The 18,924-nt window shown below is 34.3% G+C and carries 14 protein-coding genes and 1 tRNA gene; 7 read left to right on the top strand and 8 right to left on the bottom strand.

Annotated elements, in window-relative coordinates:
- Nucleotides 1-10: 10 nt before the first annotated feature.
- From BLT30_RS12655 to BLT30_RS12640, 4 genes are read left to right on the top strand one after another with little or no spacing between them, the layout of a single operon-like run.
- The gene (locus tag BLT30_RS12655) at nucleotides 11-1,546 is read left to right on the top strand and encodes a RagB/SusD family nutrient uptake outer membrane protein (RefSeq protein WP_089874341.1); all 1,536 of its coding nucleotides are present in this window, start codon (nucleotides 11-13) and stop codon (nucleotides 1,544-1,546) included.
- Nucleotides 1,546-2,982, top strand: coding sequence for a glycoside hydrolase family 30 protein (locus BLT30_RS12650; protein WP_089873911.1), 1,437 nt, complete (start codon nucleotides 1,546-1,548; stop codon nucleotides 2,980-2,982). Before BLT30_RS12655 ends, BLT30_RS12650 begins: the two co-directional genes overlap by 1 nt.
- Before the next feature lie 18 nt (nucleotides 2,983-3,000).
- Complete coding sequence (locus BLT30_RS12645; RefSeq protein WP_089873910.1) at nucleotides 3,001-3,789, top strand: glycoside hydrolase family 16 protein; 789 nt, start codon at nucleotides 3,001-3,003, stop codon at nucleotides 3,787-3,789.
- Nucleotides 3,790-3,825: 36 nt separating this feature from the next.
- Entirely contained in the window at nucleotides 3,826-5,265 is a 1,440-nt protein-coding gene (locus BLT30_RS12640; protein ID WP_089873909.1) for a glycoside hydrolase family 30 protein, read from the top strand.
- Between the two features lie 49 nt (nucleotides 5,266-5,314).
- On the opposite strand, the gene BLT30_RS12635 is transcribed toward BLT30_RS12640, so the two are convergent.
- On the bottom strand, nucleotides 5,315-5,821 hold the full coding sequence (locus BLT30_RS12635; protein ID WP_139166656.1) for a hypothetical protein: 507 nt from the start codon (nucleotides 5,819-5,821) through the stop codon (nucleotides 5,315-5,317).
- Nucleotides 5,822-5,998: 177 nt separating this feature from the next.
- Nucleotides 5,999-7,102: a M14 family zinc carboxypeptidase gene (locus tag BLT30_RS12630; protein WP_089873907.1), complete on the bottom strand. Its 1,104-nt coding sequence runs from the start codon at nucleotides 7,100-7,102 to the stop codon at nucleotides 5,999-6,001.
- Between the two features lie 924 nt (nucleotides 7,103-8,026).
- Between BLT30_RS12630 and BLT30_RS12625 the strand changes: the two genes are divergently transcribed.
- Complete coding sequence (locus BLT30_RS12625; RefSeq protein ID WP_089873906.1) at nucleotides 8,027-8,542, top strand: helix-turn-helix domain-containing protein; 516 nt, start codon at nucleotides 8,027-8,029, stop codon at nucleotides 8,540-8,542.
- Nucleotides 8,543-8,563: 21 nt separating this feature from the next.
- Nucleotides 8,564-8,635, top strand: a tRNA-Arg gene (locus BLT30_RS12620).
- Nucleotides 8,636-8,979: 344 nt separating this feature from the next.
- Here BLT30_RS12620 and BLT30_RS12615 read toward each other — a convergent pair.
- Genes BLT30_RS12615 through BLT30_RS12590 form a run of 6 tightly spaced genes read right to left on the bottom strand, consistent with a single transcriptional unit; the run spans nucleotide 8,980 to nucleotide 16,572 of the window.
- Nucleotides 8,980-9,999 (bottom strand): CLH domain-containing protein, encoded by a 1,020-nt coding sequence (locus BLT30_RS12615; protein ID WP_089873905.1) that lies wholly within the window; start codon nucleotides 9,997-9,999, stop codon nucleotides 8,980-8,982.
- Entirely contained in the window at nucleotides 9,992-11,701 is a 1,710-nt protein-coding gene (locus tag BLT30_RS12610; protein ID WP_089874340.1) for a hypothetical protein, read from the bottom strand. Before BLT30_RS12610 ends, BLT30_RS12615 begins: the two co-directional genes overlap by 8 nt.
- The gene (locus tag BLT30_RS12605; RefSeq protein ID WP_089873904.1) at nucleotides 11,685-14,075 is read right to left on the bottom strand and encodes a hypothetical protein; all 2,391 of its coding nucleotides are present in this window, start codon (nucleotides 14,073-14,075) and stop codon (nucleotides 11,685-11,687) included. Before BLT30_RS12605 ends, BLT30_RS12610 begins: the two co-directional genes overlap by 17 nt.
- Entirely contained in the window at nucleotides 14,066-14,809 is a 744-nt protein-coding gene (locus BLT30_RS12600; RefSeq protein ID WP_089873903.1) for a hypothetical protein, read from the bottom strand. Before BLT30_RS12600 ends, BLT30_RS12605 begins: the two co-directional genes overlap by 10 nt.
- Nucleotides 14,782-15,915 (bottom strand): AAA family ATPase, encoded by a 1,134-nt coding sequence (locus tag BLT30_RS12595; RefSeq protein WP_089873902.1) that lies wholly within the window; start codon nucleotides 15,913-15,915, stop codon nucleotides 14,782-14,784. The genes BLT30_RS12600 and BLT30_RS12595 overlap by 28 nt, the downstream gene beginning before the upstream one ends.
- A gap of 15 nt (nucleotides 15,916-15,930) precedes the next feature.
- On the bottom strand, nucleotides 15,931-16,572 hold the full coding sequence (locus tag BLT30_RS12590; protein WP_245707178.1) for a hypothetical protein: 642 nt from the start codon (nucleotides 16,570-16,572) through the stop codon (nucleotides 15,931-15,933).
- A gap of 126 nt (nucleotides 16,573-16,698) precedes the next feature.
- Between BLT30_RS12590 and BLT30_RS12585 the strand changes: the two genes are divergently transcribed.
- On the top strand, nucleotides 16,699-18,894 hold the full coding sequence (locus BLT30_RS12585; protein WP_089873901.1) for a B12-binding domain-containing radical SAM protein: 2,196 nt from the start codon (nucleotides 16,699-16,701) through the stop codon (nucleotides 18,892-18,894).
- Nucleotides 18,895-18,924 lie beyond the last annotated feature (30 nt).

The raw sequence follows: 18,924 nt of genomic DNA, 5'->3' as shown, positions 1-18,924 counted from the left end.
TTTAAAAAAAATGAAATACAGAAAAAATTTATATAAAAGTCTTTCGATATTTTTATTATCGGGACTAGGTTTGGGAATCATCTCCTGTGGTGATGATTATATCAATGATGTGCAGAACTCAGGACAGTTTGATACTGAAAATTATTATCAAAATGAACAGCAAAGTTTTAGTAGCTTGGTTTCTGTTTATGATATTTTAAGAAAATATTCTGGAGGTTTTGAGAATACAGTAACATTTTTCAATGCTGGTTCTGACGATTTTTATTCCGGAGGTGGTAGCTCTACAGATGGAGCTGGAATTCAAGGCATTAACAACTATACCATCAATACTAATACTATGCCTGCTAGCTATTGGAGAGATTACTATCAAGGAATTGCAAGAGCTAATTTATTGATTGATAGAGTGCCTGGAGCGAATATGAGTGATAATCTTAAAAATAGATTTATTGCTGAAGCAAAAGTTCTTCGTTCTCTATATTATTTTGAATTACTAAGAATGTTTGGAAATATTCCACTTATTCTAAAACCCATCAATGCAACAGATGATTATTGGAATATTCCGCAAGCGCAACCAAGTGAAGTATACACACAAATAGAAAGTGATATAGTCGCTGCAATTCCAGACCTAATGCTTACTGCTGATGCTGGTGATAAAGGGAGAATTACTCAAGGTACTGCCAGAGCAATATTAGGTAAGATTTATCTTTATGATAAAAAAATGCCACAAGCAGCAGAACAATTTGCACAAGTGAATGGGACACCTGGAGGAACAAGTCAATATGGTTACAAATTAGTTTCTGATTATGCAAGTCTTTGGGTTGTCGACAACAAATTCACCACTGAATCGATTCTGGAAATTATGCATACAAATAAAGGAAACTCAGATTGGGGCTTTTGGGGACAAGGTAATGATGAGGGTAATTCTATAAACATTATGGTTGGTCCTCGTTCATATTCTTTGAATACTAATTTTCCTAATAATAATGCTCCAGATTTAGTATCAGGATGGGCTTTTAATCCAGTTACAAATGATTTATTCAACTTTATGCAAAATGATCCTAGATTGGATGCTACAATTTTAAATATTAAGCAACTCCAATCTGACAATAAAGTTACATATTCATCCGCATTTTCTGATACTGGATATTTTTTAAATAAGTATATGCCAACAAAAGATGAAGTTTCCACATTACCTGGAGCTGCTGAATTAAATTTCCGTCAAAACTATATTGCTATTAGATTAGCAGATACATATCTAATGGAAGCTGAAGCATTAGGAGCAACTGGAACAAGGGCACAAGCTTTATTAGATGCTGTTAGAGCTAGAGTTGGATTAGGTTCAGTTCCTGTTTCTTTACAAGCAGTTAAAGATGAAAGAAGAAGAGAATTAGCTGGTGAAGGCCACCGTTGGTTTGATCTCGTAAGATGGGGAGATGCTCCTTCTAAATTATCATCTAAGGGTTTTGTTGCAGGCAAAAATGAAATTATGCCTATCCCATTTAATGAATTACCAAATACTGCAATGCATCAAAATCCCAATTATTAATGGTATTCTTTAACATATCAAATTATTATTTTCTTAAAAGTGCTGCAATTTTTGCAGCGCTTTTTTCAGTTTTATTTTTTTCAGCACAAAAATCTGTTTCAAAGAAAAATCCTAAATCGGCAGCTGTCTGGCTCACAAAAGCAGACGAAACTGTAAAGCTTCAGAAGCAAAGCGATATTTTTTTTAAAAATACTTCCAATAACTATCAGACCATTGATATCGATGCCGGGCAAAGATACCAGACCATTGATGGCTTCGGATATACTTTAACTGGTGGAAGCGTTCAAGTAATTAATCAATTATCTCCCGCTAAGAAAGAGGAACTATTACAACAGCTTTTTTCAAGTAGTGATAATTCCATTGCTGTCAGTTATTTGAGATTGAGCATTGGTGCATCAGACCTCAATGGGGAGGTTTTTTCTTATAATGATCTTCCAGCTGGTCAAACAGACACATCCTTATCTCAATTTTCAATGGCCAAAGATCAGGCTGTTATTGATATGCTGAAAAAAATTCTGGCCATCAATCCAAATATCAAGATCATTGCAACACCTTGGTCACCTCCTGTTTGGATGAAAGACAATGGAAGCAGTATTGGTGGAAGTCTTTTACCCCAATATTATGGTGTTTATGCTCAATATTTTGTTAAATATATTCAAGGGATGAAAGCACAAGGAATTACTATTGATGCCATTACACCTCAAAATGAGCCGTTGCATCCTGGTAATAACCCAAGTATGTATATGACATCTGCTCAGCAAGGCGACTTTATAAAAAATCATTTGGGTCCTGCTTTTCAGAATGCAGGTATCAATACCAAAATTGTTCTTTATGACCATAACTGCGACAAACCGGATTATCCGATGGATATCTTAGCCGATGCTGAAGCGGCAAAGTATGTTGACGGTTCTGCATTTCATTTGTACGCTGGAAATATCGGTGTTCTAAGTAATGTTCATTTGGCTTATCCAACTAAGAATCTTTATTTTACCGAACAATGGACTGGAGCAAATTCTTCATTCTCAGATGATCTGATCTGGCATACAAAAAACGTCATTATCGGTTCTATGAGAAACTGGAGCAAAATAGCTCTTGAATGGAATGTTGCCAACGATGCTTCCTATAATCCTCATACCCCTGGTGGTTGTACAGAATGTAAAGGAGCAATTACAGTCAATTCCAGTGAAATGTTTACAAAAAATGTAGCTTATTACATTATTGCCCAGGCTTCAAAGTTTGTTCCTCAGAATTCCCAAAGAATTGCATCTACACAGCCTGGAAGTTTAAGTTCTGTAGGATTTGTAACACCTGGCGGAAAAATCACACTTATTGTTCTGAATGAAGGTAACAATACCGAAAACTTCAATATCAGATACAACAATAAAAGTGCAGCAACTTCTTTGCCTCCAAGGTCTGTAGCGACTTTCGTTTTTTAATCTGATAAATTAATTATAATGAAAAGTATCATTTCAATTTCTGGTATCGTTTTATTGTCAATTGCTATTTCTTGTTCTACAGCAATGGAAAAGCGGGTTTTGGTCTTTCAGGATGAATTCAGTGAAAATTCTATTGATCCATCTAAATGGACTTTTGAAACAGGAGGAGATGGTTTCGGGAATAATGAACTTCAGTACTATACCAAAGACCGAAAGGAAAATGCAAGGATCGAAGATGGAAAACTCGTTATCGAAGCCAAAAAAGAAAAATGGGAAAAGAATGATTACACCTCTGCAAAATTGGTAACCAAGGAAACTTTTCCTTTCAAATACGGAAGTGTAGAAGTACGAGCAAAATTACCAAAAGGGAAGGGAACCTGGCCAGCAATATGGATGCTGAGCGAGAACATCAAAGAATGGCCGGATGATGGAGAGATCGATATTATGGAGCATGTTGGTTATAACGAAGGTTTTATCCACGCTTCGGTTCACACCAAAAAGTATAATCACATCATCGGAACTCAGAAAACTGATACTATTATTGTAAAGGATGCAACAAGTGAATTCCATGTTTACAGAGCAGATTGGACACCTGAGAAAATCGAGATGTATGTGGATAACAAAAAATATTTTACTTACATCAATACAGAAAAAACCTACGATGCCTGGCCATTTGACCAACCATTTTACCTGATCCTGAATCAGGCTGTTGGTGGAAATTGGGGCGGAAAAGTAGGCGTAGATTCTGGAATTTATCCTCAGAAGTTCTTGATTGATTACGTAAGGGTCTATAAATTAAACAATTAACTAATAAAAAATTCTATTTAATTAGAATATCAAAGAATGAAAAGATTGATCATATCTTGTTTTATGACAGGAATTATCATTAATTGCAATGCGCAGAATTACTGGAAAAATGGCATAAAAGAGGGGAGAGTTATTATCACTTCTCAGAAAAATAATGAAAAATTTGCTAAAAAAGAGAATGCAAAATTCATAGATTTCCCTCAGCCGAAGGAAACTGATGTTTGTGTTTTTGTTGACCCTGATTTCAAATATCAGAAATTGATAGGAATCGGAGGCGCAATTACCGATGCATCTGCCGAGGTTTTTGCCAAATTGCCGAAGAACAAACAAAAGGAACTCATAGAAGCTTATTATGGTAAATCCGGAATTGGTTATAATCTTGTGAGAACCAATATGAACTCGTGTGATTTCTCCAGCGACAATTATACTTATGTAAAAGATAATGATACATCTCTGAATTCCTTTGATATAAAACACGATGAAAAATACAAAATTCCTTTGATCAAATTGGCTCAGAAAGAAATTGACCCGAAAGATTTCAGATTTTATTTCAGCCCGTGGAGCCCGCCAGCCTGGATGAAATCGAATAACAGCATGCTGAAGGGTGGAAGATTATTGGATAATTATTACCAGGTTTGGGCAAATTATTATGTTAAATTCATTCAGGAATATGAAAAGAGAAATATTCCGATCTGGGGATTGACGGTTCAGAATGAGCCAATGGCAACACAGACCTGGGAATCTTGTATTTATACAGCTGACGAAGAAGGAAAATTCCTTAGAGAAAATCTTGGCCCGACACTTTGGAAAAATGGTTACAAAGATAAAAAAGTCATCATTTGGGACCACAACAGAGATTTGATCTATCAAAGAGCAACTACAACGCTACAAGATGCAGAAACTTCGAAATATGCTTCGGGAATTGGATACCACTGGTATGAGACATGGAATAATAAATCCCAATTGTTCGACAATCTTGCTGAAACTCAAAGAGCTTTTCCTGACAAATTCCTGATCTTTACGGAAGGTTGCAAAGAACAATTCGATTTTAATAAAATTTACGATGTAAGTCTGGGTGAACTTTATGGAAGAAACATGATCAATGATTTCAACAAAGGAACCGCGGCCTGGACAGACTGGAACATTCTCTTGGACGAAAAAGGCGGCCCGAATCATGCTAACAATCTATGTTTTGCGCCAATTATCGCGGACACCAGAACAGGGGAGTTACACTATACTTATGAGTATTATTACATCGGTCACATTTCAAAGTATGTAAGACCAAATGCACAAAGAATCGGAACTTCGACCAACAAAGATTTTCTTTTGTCAACCAGTTTTATGAATGAAAATGGGGAACTGGTGGTAATTGTGATGAACGAAGGTAATGCAGATACAGATTTTAATCTCTGGATCGAAGGAAAATCTTCCAAACTGTCTGCACCGGCACATTCTATACAGACTATAGTTTTATAAATTATATATTTTTAAGGGTACGAACAGCAGCTGATCAGCTGCTGTTTTTTTATTTAACTGATTTACAATCAACCGGGTTCAGTCTACGTCCTTTGGAATAATTGATTGCTTTTGACGATTGATAAACAAGTTTTCCGGAATTATTGTCCGCATAATTTCCAATTCCTTCCAATAGAACGCCGCTGTCTTGTAAGAAATAAATTTCTCGTTCGCTTGTAACGCCTTCAGAAACAAACTTATAGTTTACTTTTAACGTATCTGCGGAAATAGTTCCTGTAATTTCGCCAGAAGACGAATCCTTCTCAAAGTTTTTGTATTTCAGTTTCCCGTTAACAATCCCATCAATAACTTTGTAAGTCATAAACATGGAATCCTTAGCCAGAACATTCAGATAGCAATAATCAACATTCTCAGTTTTTGAGATAATATTTTTTTCTTGATTCGGTATAGCCAACGTGTCTGGTTTTCGGTTTTCTACATTGGTTTGTTTACCATCGTTTTTTTCACAGGAATTCAAAAACATTATTCCACATATAATTAAAAATAATTTTTTCATAACAGTTTATTTATAATAGAATTGATTTAGAAAATATTATACCAAAAAAATCGATGAAAATAGAGCTACATCCCTCCCTTTTAAATAATTATAAAATGTCCTATAATTTATATTATGTTAAATTGGATATTTATTTCATTTAATTTCAGTCATTTATAATTTAAAAAAATAATCAAATTACTCGATTTTAAAATCTGCCAATGCATCAAGTTTTGGAAATCTTTTAACTGATATAAATTTCTTATCTGTACAATCGATTTCTGTCCAGCCTTTTTTGTGATTCAGATCGCCAACTTCAACGACATATGGTTGATACGTCAGATCTCTATTATCATCTAGAATTTCTCTGTACTGCACACCGATATCCAAAATACATTCGAACTCTGTATTGAGCCTGACATTTCTATAAATAAGATCAAAATGGGTTTCCCTGTTTTGCGGAATGTCAAAATAAGTTTCATAGCTGTAAGTATCGCCTTTAAGCACTGAGATCGCTTTCAAGGCAAAATATAAAGCATGTGTGTAAAACTCTCTTGTTTTTTCTCTGTTTAGATCATTCTCATAAAAACCGCCTTCAAATAAAATTGGTGTAACGCCAGCCTTCATAAAATTATCACCACTTGATGTCGGATAGAACTCATCTGTGTACTTGGCGATCCTGTTTGGTAGGATTTGTTTCATCTGCAGGTAGATTGCTGCAATGACAGCCATACTTTTTTTCCTGTTTTCCGTAACCGTCCTTTCCACATTTTCTGATGGTGCAAGAAATGATAAGGTTGCCGGATGTTTCCCATCAGTCGTGAAGATCGTACGTTGGTCGTGGAGATTAAGTGCATAATCGTAATTCCCTTCTAGAACGACAGATTTCAGGATCTTCATTTCAACGCTGGACATTCTCAGATAATCTCGATTGATATCAATATCAAAAGCGTTTCTTCTTGTCCATACTTCAGAACCATCAGGATTTAGCATAAAAATGAAATCCAATTGGATCGAATCAAAAAGTTTTTCTTTCAGTTCGGGATGCTTTTCCCAAATTGATAGCAGGTCCAGCATTGCCAGTGTTGCAGTAGATTCATTACCGTGCATTTGCGACCAGGCAGCAACTCTAGTTTTACCATTTCCAAGACTCATCATATAGATAGGTTTCCCAAAACTGGATCTTCCGATCTCTTTTATATAATCGCTGTAATTGCTCTGTAGATAGGAAAATAATTTTTCAGGAAAAATATAGCGTTTTGGGAAGTTTACATTTTTAAAATATGGAAAACTGAAATTCATTTTGACTTTTTGATTTTGTTCAAAAATAAGATTTAATCACACATAAAACCAAATTACATTTGTAAAATGATTAAACAAAACACATTGTCAGTTTGTCTGTTGATTTTTTTGTGGACTACATTATTGATATTTCATATATTTAAATTATTAAATATCAGTTATTTATATAATTTAATTAAAGTTTATTTGTAAAATTGCTTTAACGTGGTTTTAACCTTAATGATTTCATCTGTTCATCAAATCATTAAACATTATTTTTAAATGAAATCACTGATTTTTACAAATGTATAAATAGTTAAACCACAATCAAAATGCTATTTACTACACTATATTTACAATAAGTACATTTTGATTTAACTGGATCAGTGATTTATGTTAAATAGAATTACTCATAATTAATCCCACACTTCCCTGCCCCATTCACAAATAATAATGTTTGAAAGGAAAATATCAGGTATTTACTTCTTAATGAGCTCGATAAAGAACTTTTATATCGGATAAACCAAACGAAAACTAAAAAAAAGAGAATCAATAATTGGAATTATAAATCAAAGTTGTCAAAATTATATAATTGTATTGTTAGTAATTATTATTTTTATCACCATAAAATTAAAACCGAAAATTATTGTATAGTAAAATGCTTGATTTTAAATAATATATCTATTCCCATTTAAATCTAATTTTATATATATTAAAACTAATCGCCAATGCGGATAAGGATTTGGTGCTTATCCAATGTTTAGTTTTCAACATACATTTTTCTCAAGTATTATAAATAGTAAATAATTTGTTTTTTACTAACATTTATATTCATAATAAATTATATATCAATGATTTATTTTCAATTAATTAATGTTACAAAAGTAAATTCAAATACGTTACAAATGTAATTTGCATTCTATTTTAATTCGTTACATTTGTAATATGGATTTTAATGATAGAATTACAAAAGTAATCGAATACTCAGAGCTGTCTCCTGCAGAATTTGCAGAAGAGATCAATGTTCAGCGTTCAAGTATTTCTCATATTATTTCTGGGAGGAACAAACCTTCTTTAGATTTCATTACAAAAATCAAAGTTGCCTTTCCAAAAATAGAATGGGATTGGTTAATAAATGGAGAAGGTGAAATGCTTATGTCTGAAAAAGTAATTGAGCCTACTGAAGAAAAATCTGAAAGTGCCGAAAAGAAAAAGCCATCTTTACCAGATCTGTTTTCTTTGATCAATGATGAAAATTTTGGAATGACTGAAAATGAAGATAAACTCGAAAAACCAAAACCGCGAGAATCTGATATTCCTAAGCCAATGTCAAAAAAAAATATTTTAACGGATTCTCAGCCATTAGAGAATTTTGATAAAAAGCAAGAAAATTCATCTAAAAAAATTAGACGAATTGTATTTTTTTATCAGGACGGAACTTTCGAAACCTATGAAAATTGATTATTTTTGCAATCTATTGATGGCCTCATAGTTCAACGGATAGAATAGAAGTTTCCTAAACTTTAGATCCAGGTTCGATTCCTGGTGAGGCTACAAAATTTGACTAAGTTTCAAAATTTTATATTTTAAATCAAGGTAAAAAGTATAGAATCTTCTTTGCATTTGCTCTACCTTCTGAGCTACTTTTCCTTTCCGAGGGAAAAGGCAGGAATTGAACCTGCGACACAATGTTTATCCAATCTCGAAGTATGATTCTAAGACGACACTTGATTATTTTATATTTTTTAAAATCGAGCAAAAAAGCAGAAAGAGGCTTTACAATTTGGATTCGAAGTAACTCTTTCTTACGGCACCGATTATAAGTAAGGTGAAAAGTCAAACAATAACACAAACATAAAAAAGTTTGTAGTCTTTTTTCCATTTCAATTTTTATAAAATCAGTTTCTAAACATTTTATTCCTCCCAGTTTTATATCTTGAAATATCCTTCAAAATAATCTCATCATTAGGATTGAAAAATTTCAATTCATTCACGATTTCGGAATGGGCATTCACTTTTTCCGCAATTATTTCGTATGCAATATTCCTTGTTGTTTCTTGGAGCTTCTGATTTTTGTTAAACTCAATTTTAATAGCCTTTAAATAATTCATCTTTTTCTCCGAAGCCAAATCCTGATACAATTCCTGAATCTTTTGGTCCAAAGTTTTAACATCAAAGATATTGGCAAAATAATTATTAAGACAATTAAATCCATCTCTGTCTTCTTCCCAGCCTTTCAACAAAATTGACTGCGCTTCATCAGGCATTTCCATTTTTTTTCGATAGATGAGAGAAGCTTTTACCATTTGGCTATTATTTGTATAATCATCTACAACCATTTGGTAATAGGTATTTGAGTTTTTAATATCATTGATCTCTTTATACAGATCACCTACCTTCTCTTTGTTTCCAAGCTCTTTATGTAGATCAATTGCTTTTCTGTATTGTTTTGCTTTTTCGTAACAATTGGCTGCATCGGATCTATTGTTCAATTTTTTAAGATAGATCACAGCTGCCTCATTATATAGGCCTGCATTTTCCAAGGTTTTAGCGCCCCGATAATTATCTTTTAATAAGTTCATATAAACCTTTGCTGCTTTGATATAATTCTTCTCATCAATATATTTTTGTGCAAGTTCTTCATACTTATTGAGCAATCTATTAAAAAGTGAACCTTCCACATAAGCACTTCCTACCCGTGAATTTCGCCTTCCAGAATTTCCCCAATTATTTTCTTTACTTTTCAAAGCAGCAACGACTAAAGATAAAATAAAGACCACGACAATCACAAGAAATAAACTTCCAATAGCTGCCCAAAAACTCTCCTTAATAACCTGGGCCAACACACTGATGATCTTTATAATCGCCAAAATGAGAAAAGCAGCCAAAAACTTATCTATAAACTTCTGCTTATTCATCTTTATCTGATCTTAAAATGGTTTTATCTTCACTGAAAAGATAGTATAACAAAAACACAACGCAGATGATCAAGATCCAAGTAAACAAATTATATCCATACATTTTTATGACCGGATAAAAGAGATAGACCAGCATACCAACAAGAATTACCATCAAAGAAATCTTCACTGCAACAGGAATATTGTCACCACCCATATTCAAGGATTTTTTTCTGAAAAAATAAGAATATATGCCAATAACACCAACGATACCTAATATCAAATAGATGATCTCAAAAATTGAAATATCTTTTTCCTGAGAAGAAACCCCATGATCCAATGTTTGGACCTTTGTAGCTTTTTTAGAATACATTTCAGGTTCCTTATATTCTTTTGTTCCATAAAGACGACCTAAAGAATCCTCAATTAAAACCTGTTTTTTCTTTAAAATTGTTGACACAATTCCTTGATCTGAAGGTGTTCCTGAATCTGCTTTCTTTAGAGAATCTTTGATTTTCTTTTTATATTTTGCTTCATTTTGAGTTAGAAATTTCACGATCTTTTTCCTGTAAACCAGTTTCAAGGAATCTGTGGCAAGATTCGTTTTTTCATTAAGCGCTAAAATTTCAGACTGGATTTCATTGATTGGTCTTCCGCCCTCTTTTAAATAATCTTTATAACTTTTCTCATTGGTATTACTAAAGCTTAACGAGGCATTCATAAGCTCAGCATTTAGCCTTAACCTTTTATCGCCATACATCGAATCAATTTTCATATCGATATCTGTAACACCCGATCTATATGCCATAACAGCGGGAGGAGGAGGCGATTCAGTATAGGTTTCAGAAACATCCTGTAAAGAACCTGAAGATTGTTTTGGCGCTTCAAGTTTATTTGAATTAAAGTTGATCCTTATAACTGACAAGATGATCAGTACGGCAAAGATTATCCATACAGGACCAAAAGTACCTTTACCAGATGATTCTCTATTGTTGCCAAAAATACCGCTAAACCAATTATTTCCAAATTTGAAATTTGACCAGCCGTCTCCGCGTGAGGTTCCGGCAACATCCAGAGGAACACCAAGATCTGCAACTCTATCCGGATATTTTTCTAAATACTGCAGATATTTTTCTACCTCTTTTTTATTGCCCGCCATTACCTTTTTTAGATCGAAAGGCAGATTTTTCATCCATTCTTCCTCGGTCTGAGGTTTCTGAAGTGTTTCGAGGATTTTCTCATCATTCATCTCGACAGTGAAGCTTTCGATTTTTTGAGGGATCCTAATACCTTTCGAGGCTTTTATTATAATATCATTACTTTTTTGCGATTCCTGAAGTAATGCAACCCAATCTATCTGCTGTGCCAATTTTACCAATCCGAAATCGGGATGCATGATCATAAAATCGTGATAGATATTTTGCCAATCTTCCCGGGTTATTTTTGGATAAAAGATTGTATTCTCCGGAATAAACAGTTTATTATTAACACATTGAAAATAAGAATTTTTACCAATTTCTGTCGGAGCCAAATTGTCAAAGACCAAGAGGCAGCCGTACAAAACATTTGGTTCATTTGAAGGAATTGCATATGATCTTATCAGACTGATATTGATTCCTAAAAACTCCATTTCAGAAAGCCATACCAAAGGAGAAGAGCTCCTGATAAGAATTCCTTTTTTAGGATAGCTATTTTCGGAGAAAGGTTTAATGATCAGTTCCATAAGCCAAGATTTGATCAATATAAGCATCAAGATATTCCGAATACATTTCTTCTCTTTCCCTTATTTTTAATTTGGAGGACTCTGGTAAATAATATTCTGAACCACCAAATTCATAGGCCGTTGCGAGCGCTAAAAAGCCATCTTCCGAAGAAGGAATATAGAAAACCGGAATATTTTTATTACTACTTGTAAAAGTCAGCATTCCTCGCGAATCTGTAATAATCTCGCTACCATCGGAAAACATGAATTTATTTTTATCCTGCTGAGCCAAGCTCCTGATTCCAGATCTATTTTTATATAATGTCAGCGAGTTATCATATTTTTTTGCCAATTCATAACTAGAAATTACAAGATTATTTTCTGTATTGATCCCGATATTATTAAAACTACTTAATATTTTGGTTTCATTATGAATTTGTTTATTAATTTCAACTTCAACTTTTTTTAGATTTTTACTGATATTATCATTATTCCTGACCATTTCGATGGAAAGGTCACCATCTATATTTAATTTGAAAACGGAAGGAAAATCTTCCTGGTAAAGATAGAAAGCTCTGTTGAAGTAGATCGGTTCAAAGTTCAGTGGAATATGATGACCAGTAACATTAAGCTCAGAATATTCTTTCGTATTAAGATTAAGCTTAGAGACCAATTTCTTATCCGGCTGATATTGGCAAAGAATAAATTGCTGTTGTTTATTTCTTGCCAATGCAAACTTCCCTTTTGGCTTTACGGATATATTTTCTATCAAAACTTCACAGCCTCTATGGATCTTATATTGTTCGTAATAATTTCTGTTATAATAATTACTGGACACATAAGTCCTAAGCAACTGTTTTTTAGAGCTTAAAATATAGAATTCGCCTTCATACAAAAATGTGGCGATCTTGTTTTTCGGTGTTGGGAACAGTAACGGATAATTCTTTGGGACATCTATTCTCTTGTTTTTTTTGGAATTGTTATCATTGTGTCCTTCAGATTTTATTTGAGGTGGATTTGCCCACAACTCCTTAAGTGGTAGAACAATTTTCTGTATATGTTTCCTCGCTCCTTTGTGATGTTTGTAAAAATCAAGTTCCCCATTTGCGGAAGTTGTCACCAGAAATTTCAGTCGGTCCCTGTTTTCGTGAATGACTCTCTGAAGGTTTTGATTTGAGAGATTTTCCTGATTTGTGATCAAGAATACTTCCAGATCTTTTTCTTTATGCTCTTCCTCAAAAAATTTCTGAAGAGCATTTGATGCTTCTAAAACAGGACTTACCTGATTCAGATTATCAATAACCTGCTCTACTTTGTCTAAAGAAATTGGAATCGTATTTTGTCCCAATGCGAAAACCTTACATTCAGAATTAGCTTTCGGATGTTTGATCACAGCAATTGCCGATGCAAAAGCCAAAACTTTCGGAGTTCCCCAATTCCGAATGGAAGTATCAATCAAAATAATCCGTTCAAAAATGTTTTCCTCCGGTGGAATCTCCCTTTGGATATACAACGCTTCATTATTTGCCACACGATTCATAAAGACTTCATCTTCATTGGCAAACTCGGACAAAAGCATCCTACTGAAATCGCCTTTATTTGTCATATCAGAAACACCTCCAATTGGTTGCTCACCGGGCGAAAGATGACGCATAGGAATTTTCAGGCCACTCCAAATCCTTTTGATCAAACTTCCGACCTGAAAAGTTTTTGGGTCTTCCATCAATTCCTGGATGAAATCTTTATCTGTTTCAACAGTCGTTTCTTCTTCAATAATTTCGTCCTCCAGATCGTCAACATCAACTATGTTTTTCATAGCATTGATGATAGATTCGGTCGTTGGAAATTTGTTCTGAAGTAATGCTAAAACTTTGATATCTCTGTTTAAGACAGATTGCATCAAATCACTTTTGTGCGCTGATTCTGAGATTTTATGAGGTCTTTTTTCAAATCTTCGAATAATCAAATCCGAGGCTCCAGAAGAAATAATATTATGACAATCTTTGAAAATTGTTTTTAAAAGAATAATTTTATTTTGTCCCTTTTTAAAAGAGCGGCCAGAATGACTCAAATTTTCTAAAAAAGTAACAGCAAGTTCGAAATCATTTAAATATATATTCTTTTGTCTCTTCAAATGAAAAAAAGCACCATTTAAATTCAAATATCCATCTTGTAAAGCGTACAAAACAAGAAGCAGAGAACCAAAAGGTGGGAACCCCTGATCTTTCAGTTCCTTTAAAATTTCAATGACATAAGCCCGATAAGCAATCACACCTACATTTGGAATTGATAGAAGATTATTCTCAGAATATCCTGTGTTATCCTGAATATCTTCATCTGTTCCCCACTCCCAGAAATAATCATCATAAGACTGAAAATATGATACTAGATCCATTCTTTTGCTTTTTCAGTGAGACGAAATGAGCTTACGGACAATTTCTGAAGATCATTTTTATCGATGTTCAAATAACTTCCATCCTCTTTCCATAAAAGCCATTGATCCTGATCTGCATTATATTTTTTCTGTAGCAAGAAACTCAGATTTTTAAATTCAAAATCGAAACCCGCAGGTAAAAGATGTCCGTCTTTCGTCCAGTATGTTTTTCCGGGAAAACTTAATAATGGCGTTCCAACAAACAATGCCTTATCATTAATGACGATCCAATCCAATTTTTCCAATTTGAATTTTGGCAAAGTAATGATGATGTCTTTAATTTCAGCTATAGGACTTAACAGTACAACTGCCGGTTGTTCCTCTTCACTGACTTTTAATTTAATCTCAATTTTTTTATCGATTCCAAAAAAATTATTATTTGAAATAGGAAAAGTCAGCTTCAGAGCTTTATCGATTGGTGTCCAGAGCAAAGCCGTCCTCACTCTCTTGCTGGGAACCAAAGCATCTTTTCGGAACAGAAAACCTTCTCTCAATTCATACAATAAAAAATTAGGCAATTGTTGAATCTCCGACGAGACAGCTTGTTCATCGGTAAAACCCTTTAGCCAGATCACCTCCTCGTCCAATGCAACCTGAATATTTCCCCAATCACGCATCGAACCCAAGAATCCTTCATCAGCACGAGGAAGTTCCGCCCAATAGTCTTTTAAACCGTTTGAAGGATTTTTTGCCATAGACTTTCTATTTCTTGTTGGATGTATTGTTTTTGTTCTGGATTTCTGATCCAGTCGCAACGGGTTTGCAGATATCTCAGCTTGTCTTTGATCACATTTTGTTCTTCAAAACTCAAGTTTCCTAGATCCCATTTTTCTACCAGGATTTTTACATCCTTCATGACTTCTTCCGGATCAGGAGTTTTATTTTGTAAGGCCTGCGGATGGGATTTTGGATGATCATCTTTTTCAATGGTCCTGTTGATAATCCCCTCAAGTATCTCAATCTGTTCTTCAGTATCCCAAATGTGCTTCAATACCCACAGATCAGAAAGGACAGCCTCGTTTCTGCCGCATATCAATGCACTTGCAGCAATAAGATTCTGAAGTTTCACTGCTCTACGGTCAGAAATAGCAATTCCTGTATTTCTAAGATTGATTATAGTATTCAGATAGACTTCGTAAATTGGTTTGAGGTCTATCGCCTTACAAAGATTTTGAAGTTCTTTTATCTCTTGCGAAAGAATTTCAGGAATTTCTGTTTCAACATTATTTTCTAATTTTCTTCCAGCTAAAAGTACTTGTTGAAGCAGATCAGGATTCACATAGTCCACATTGATCCTGATCAGAAAACGGTCGAACAATGCATTCAGTGCTTCATCTTCTGGAAGAACGTTGCTTGCTCCCACGAACATAAGGGCAGGAAGATGCTTGGTCTCTTTCCCTCGCTTGAAGATCTTTTCATTTAAAGCCATCAAGAGTGAATTCAGGATCGCAGAATTTGCATTGAAGATCTCATCCAGGAAAACCATTGATGCTTCCGGCATCATACCTTCAGTATTGGTCAATAACTCACCTTCCTTTAATTTTCTGATGTCGAATGGTCCAAAGATCTCGTTAGGCTCTGTAAATCTTGTCAGAAGATATTCGAAATTTTTCCCGTCTTTTACGGTTTTCGCCAGTGTTCTCACGATTGCAGATTTTGCTGTTCCGGGAGGACCATACAAAAAAGCATTTTCTCTTGCCAATAGGCAGATTCCTAATAAATCTACTACATCATTTTTCCCTACAAATGTGTCTTTTACGTACGTGAGGACCGAGTTTAATTTTTCAATATTTTGAGTCATTTACTTATTAGTTTTTTAATTTTCTATTACTTTTAATTCCCTCCAAAAAACATCTTTATACATCCCGAATTCTGCAATAAGTAATTGATTGATGTATGGAATTTCTGCCAATTTATAAGCTTTCTTTTCCACGACTCTTTCGAGGTATAACTTTCTGTATGTATGGTCTTTCAGTTCTTCTTCCCAATTAACTTTTCCCAAATCCAGATCAAATCCAACTGCTGAATAATGGAATTGCTTTAAAATATTTTCCAATATCTTAATTAATGGGTCCTCTGAATCTGCGTTTTGCAAAGACAAAATAATTTGTGGTAAAAACCTTAAAGACAAATCTGCCGATAAGGCAGATGAAACATTAATTTTTCCTTTGAATGGTGGAATTAATTTTTCTAGATTTTTATCCGTATCTTTCCTGATCAAATATAGTTGTGCACTGTGATAAAGAACGTTGGCTGCCCAGATTGCTGCTTCATGGTCACAATTGATCTGATCAGACAAAAAATCTAATCTTTCCTTTTCAAATTCAGATTCAAGATAACTTATAGCATCTTGTTCTTCCTTTTTTGAAATTTTCTGGATATCTGTGAAAATGGTAATACATTCTTCCTCCCGAAGCAGAAATAAAGTATCTAGAAACGGGAATTTATTTTCCATCATTCAACAAAATTAAAATTATTTTTCTGAGAACAAAATTTTTTGACTTAGTCATTGATGATACACAAATCCTTAAAATAGACTTTTTACAAAAAATTTTAAAACCTTAACTTTGACGAAAATAATCTTTTGAAAGACCTCCTTCTTATCACTCCTCCTTTCACGCAATTGAATACGCCTTATCCTGCCACGGCTTATATTAAGGGTTTCCTGAAAACCAAAAATATATCAAGTTATCAGATAGATTTGGGTATAGAGGTGATTTTAGAGCTGTTCTCGAAGGATGGGATCCGGAAGATTTTCGCAAAAGATATTGATATCAAAACGATTTCCGAAAACGCACAGCGTATCTTCTCTCTGCGAGACGAATATATAAAGACCATCGATCAGGTGATTTTGTTTTTACAGAACCAAAATCCGACATTGGCGAGACAGATATGTTCTATGAATTTTCTTCCGGAAGCATCCCGCTTCAATCAGCTGGATGATATGGAATTTGCCTTTGGGAATATGGGTTTGCAGGACAAAGCGAAACATTTGGCGACCTTATATTTAGAAGATATTTCGGATTATATTGTAGAAAATATCGATTCTGATTTTGGTTTTAGCAGGTATGCAGAACGCTTAGGAAAAAGTGCCAATTCTTTCGATGAGTTATATTTTAAGATTAATTCTGAGGAAACTTTCATCGATCATATCACTTTAAGAGTGCTAAAAGAAAAATTAGACATTGTCCAACCAAAACTGGTTTGTTTTTCGGTTCCGTTCCCAGGAAATTTATATTCTTCTTTCAGATGTGCAAAATTCATCAAAGAAAATTATCCTCACATCAAAACAGCGATGGGCGGTGGTTTCCCGAATACCGAACTCAGAGAGGTGAATGATAAAAGAGTATTTGAATTTTTTGATTTTATCACTTTGGATGATGGCGAACTGCCTTTGGAACTGGTTTATGAAAGAGTCTTTCATTCTGAACAAATTGAAGAATCCCAATTGAAACGCACATTTCTAATTGAAAACGAGAAAGTCACTTACAAAAATAACTCCACAAAGCACGATTATAAACAAACACAAGTCGGAACGCCGGATTATTCTGATCTAAAGCTAGATAAATATATTTCCGTTATCGAGATTGCCAACCCGATGCACAGTTTGTGGAGCGATGGCCGATGGAACAAGCTCACAATGGCACACGGCTGTTACTGGGGAAAATGTACTTTTTGCGATATTTCTTTAGATTATATTAGGATATATGAACCTGTTTCCGCCAAAATTTTGGTTGACCGAATGGAAGAGTTGATCGCAACAACTGGCGAAACAGGATTCCATTTTGTGGATGAGGCCGCTCCCCCGGCTTTGATGCGCGAAGTTGCCTTAGAGATCTTAAGACGTAATTTGGTTGTAACTTGGTGGACGAATATCCGCTTCGAGAAAAGCTTTACCAGAGATCTCTGCTTTCTACTGAGACATTCCGGATGTGTCGCAGTTTCTGGAGGACTGGAAGTGGCTAGTGACCGATTACTAAAATTGATAGACAAAGGTGTTTCTGTAGATCAAGTAGCAAAAGTCACAAGAAATTTCACCGAATCCGGAATTATGGTTCACGCCTATTTGATGTATGGCTATCCCACTCAAACTGTTCAGGAAACGGTAGATTCTTTGGAAATGGTTCGCCAGCTTTTTGAAATGGGAATATTACAAAGTGGTTTTTGGCATCAGTTTGCAATGACAGCGCACTCACCTGTCGGAATCAATCCTGAAGAATATGGTGTAATTCCAGTAAAGCAAGAAATCTTATTTGCAAATAATGATATTGATTTTATTGATAAAACAGGGATTGACCATTCTAAATTTAGCTTTGGACTGAAGAAATCATTATTCAATTATATGCACGGAATTAATTTTGAGATGCCTCTACAAAGTTGGTTTGATTTTAAAATTCCTAGGACAACGGTCCATCCTGATTACATTCATGACTCACTTTTAGAGGAAGATAATTTTAGTCTTAAGCCGAATTCGAAAGTTGTTTTCTTGGAGAAAAATGTGATCGCTGAAGATTTTATTAAAACTAAAAAAGGCAATTCCTGGGAACTTTCACAACTAACTTTTCATTTGAAAACCAATATTTTGAAAATCGAATTGGCCAGAGAACAAGCACATTGGCTAATCAAGATCCTAAATGAAAATTCGATAGAAAGTGCAAAAAAACCAAGTCTCCAACAACTTAAAGATCAATTTGAAGAAAGTTTTGAAGATTTTGAATTGTTCTGGTTCTCAAAACCAATACAGCAATTGAAAGAAAATGGAATTATATTAATTTTGTAGGTATTAATCGATTCAACAATTAAATCTGTA

The organism is Epilithonimonas hungarica (genome assembly GCF_900102265.1).
GTDB classification, from domain to species: Bacteria; Bacteroidota; Bacteroidia; order Flavobacteriales; family Weeksellaceae; genus Epilithonimonas; species Epilithonimonas hungarica.
The sequence above is the reverse complement of the archived record's forward strand: the minus strand, read 5'-3'. Positions and strand labels throughout refer to the sequence as shown.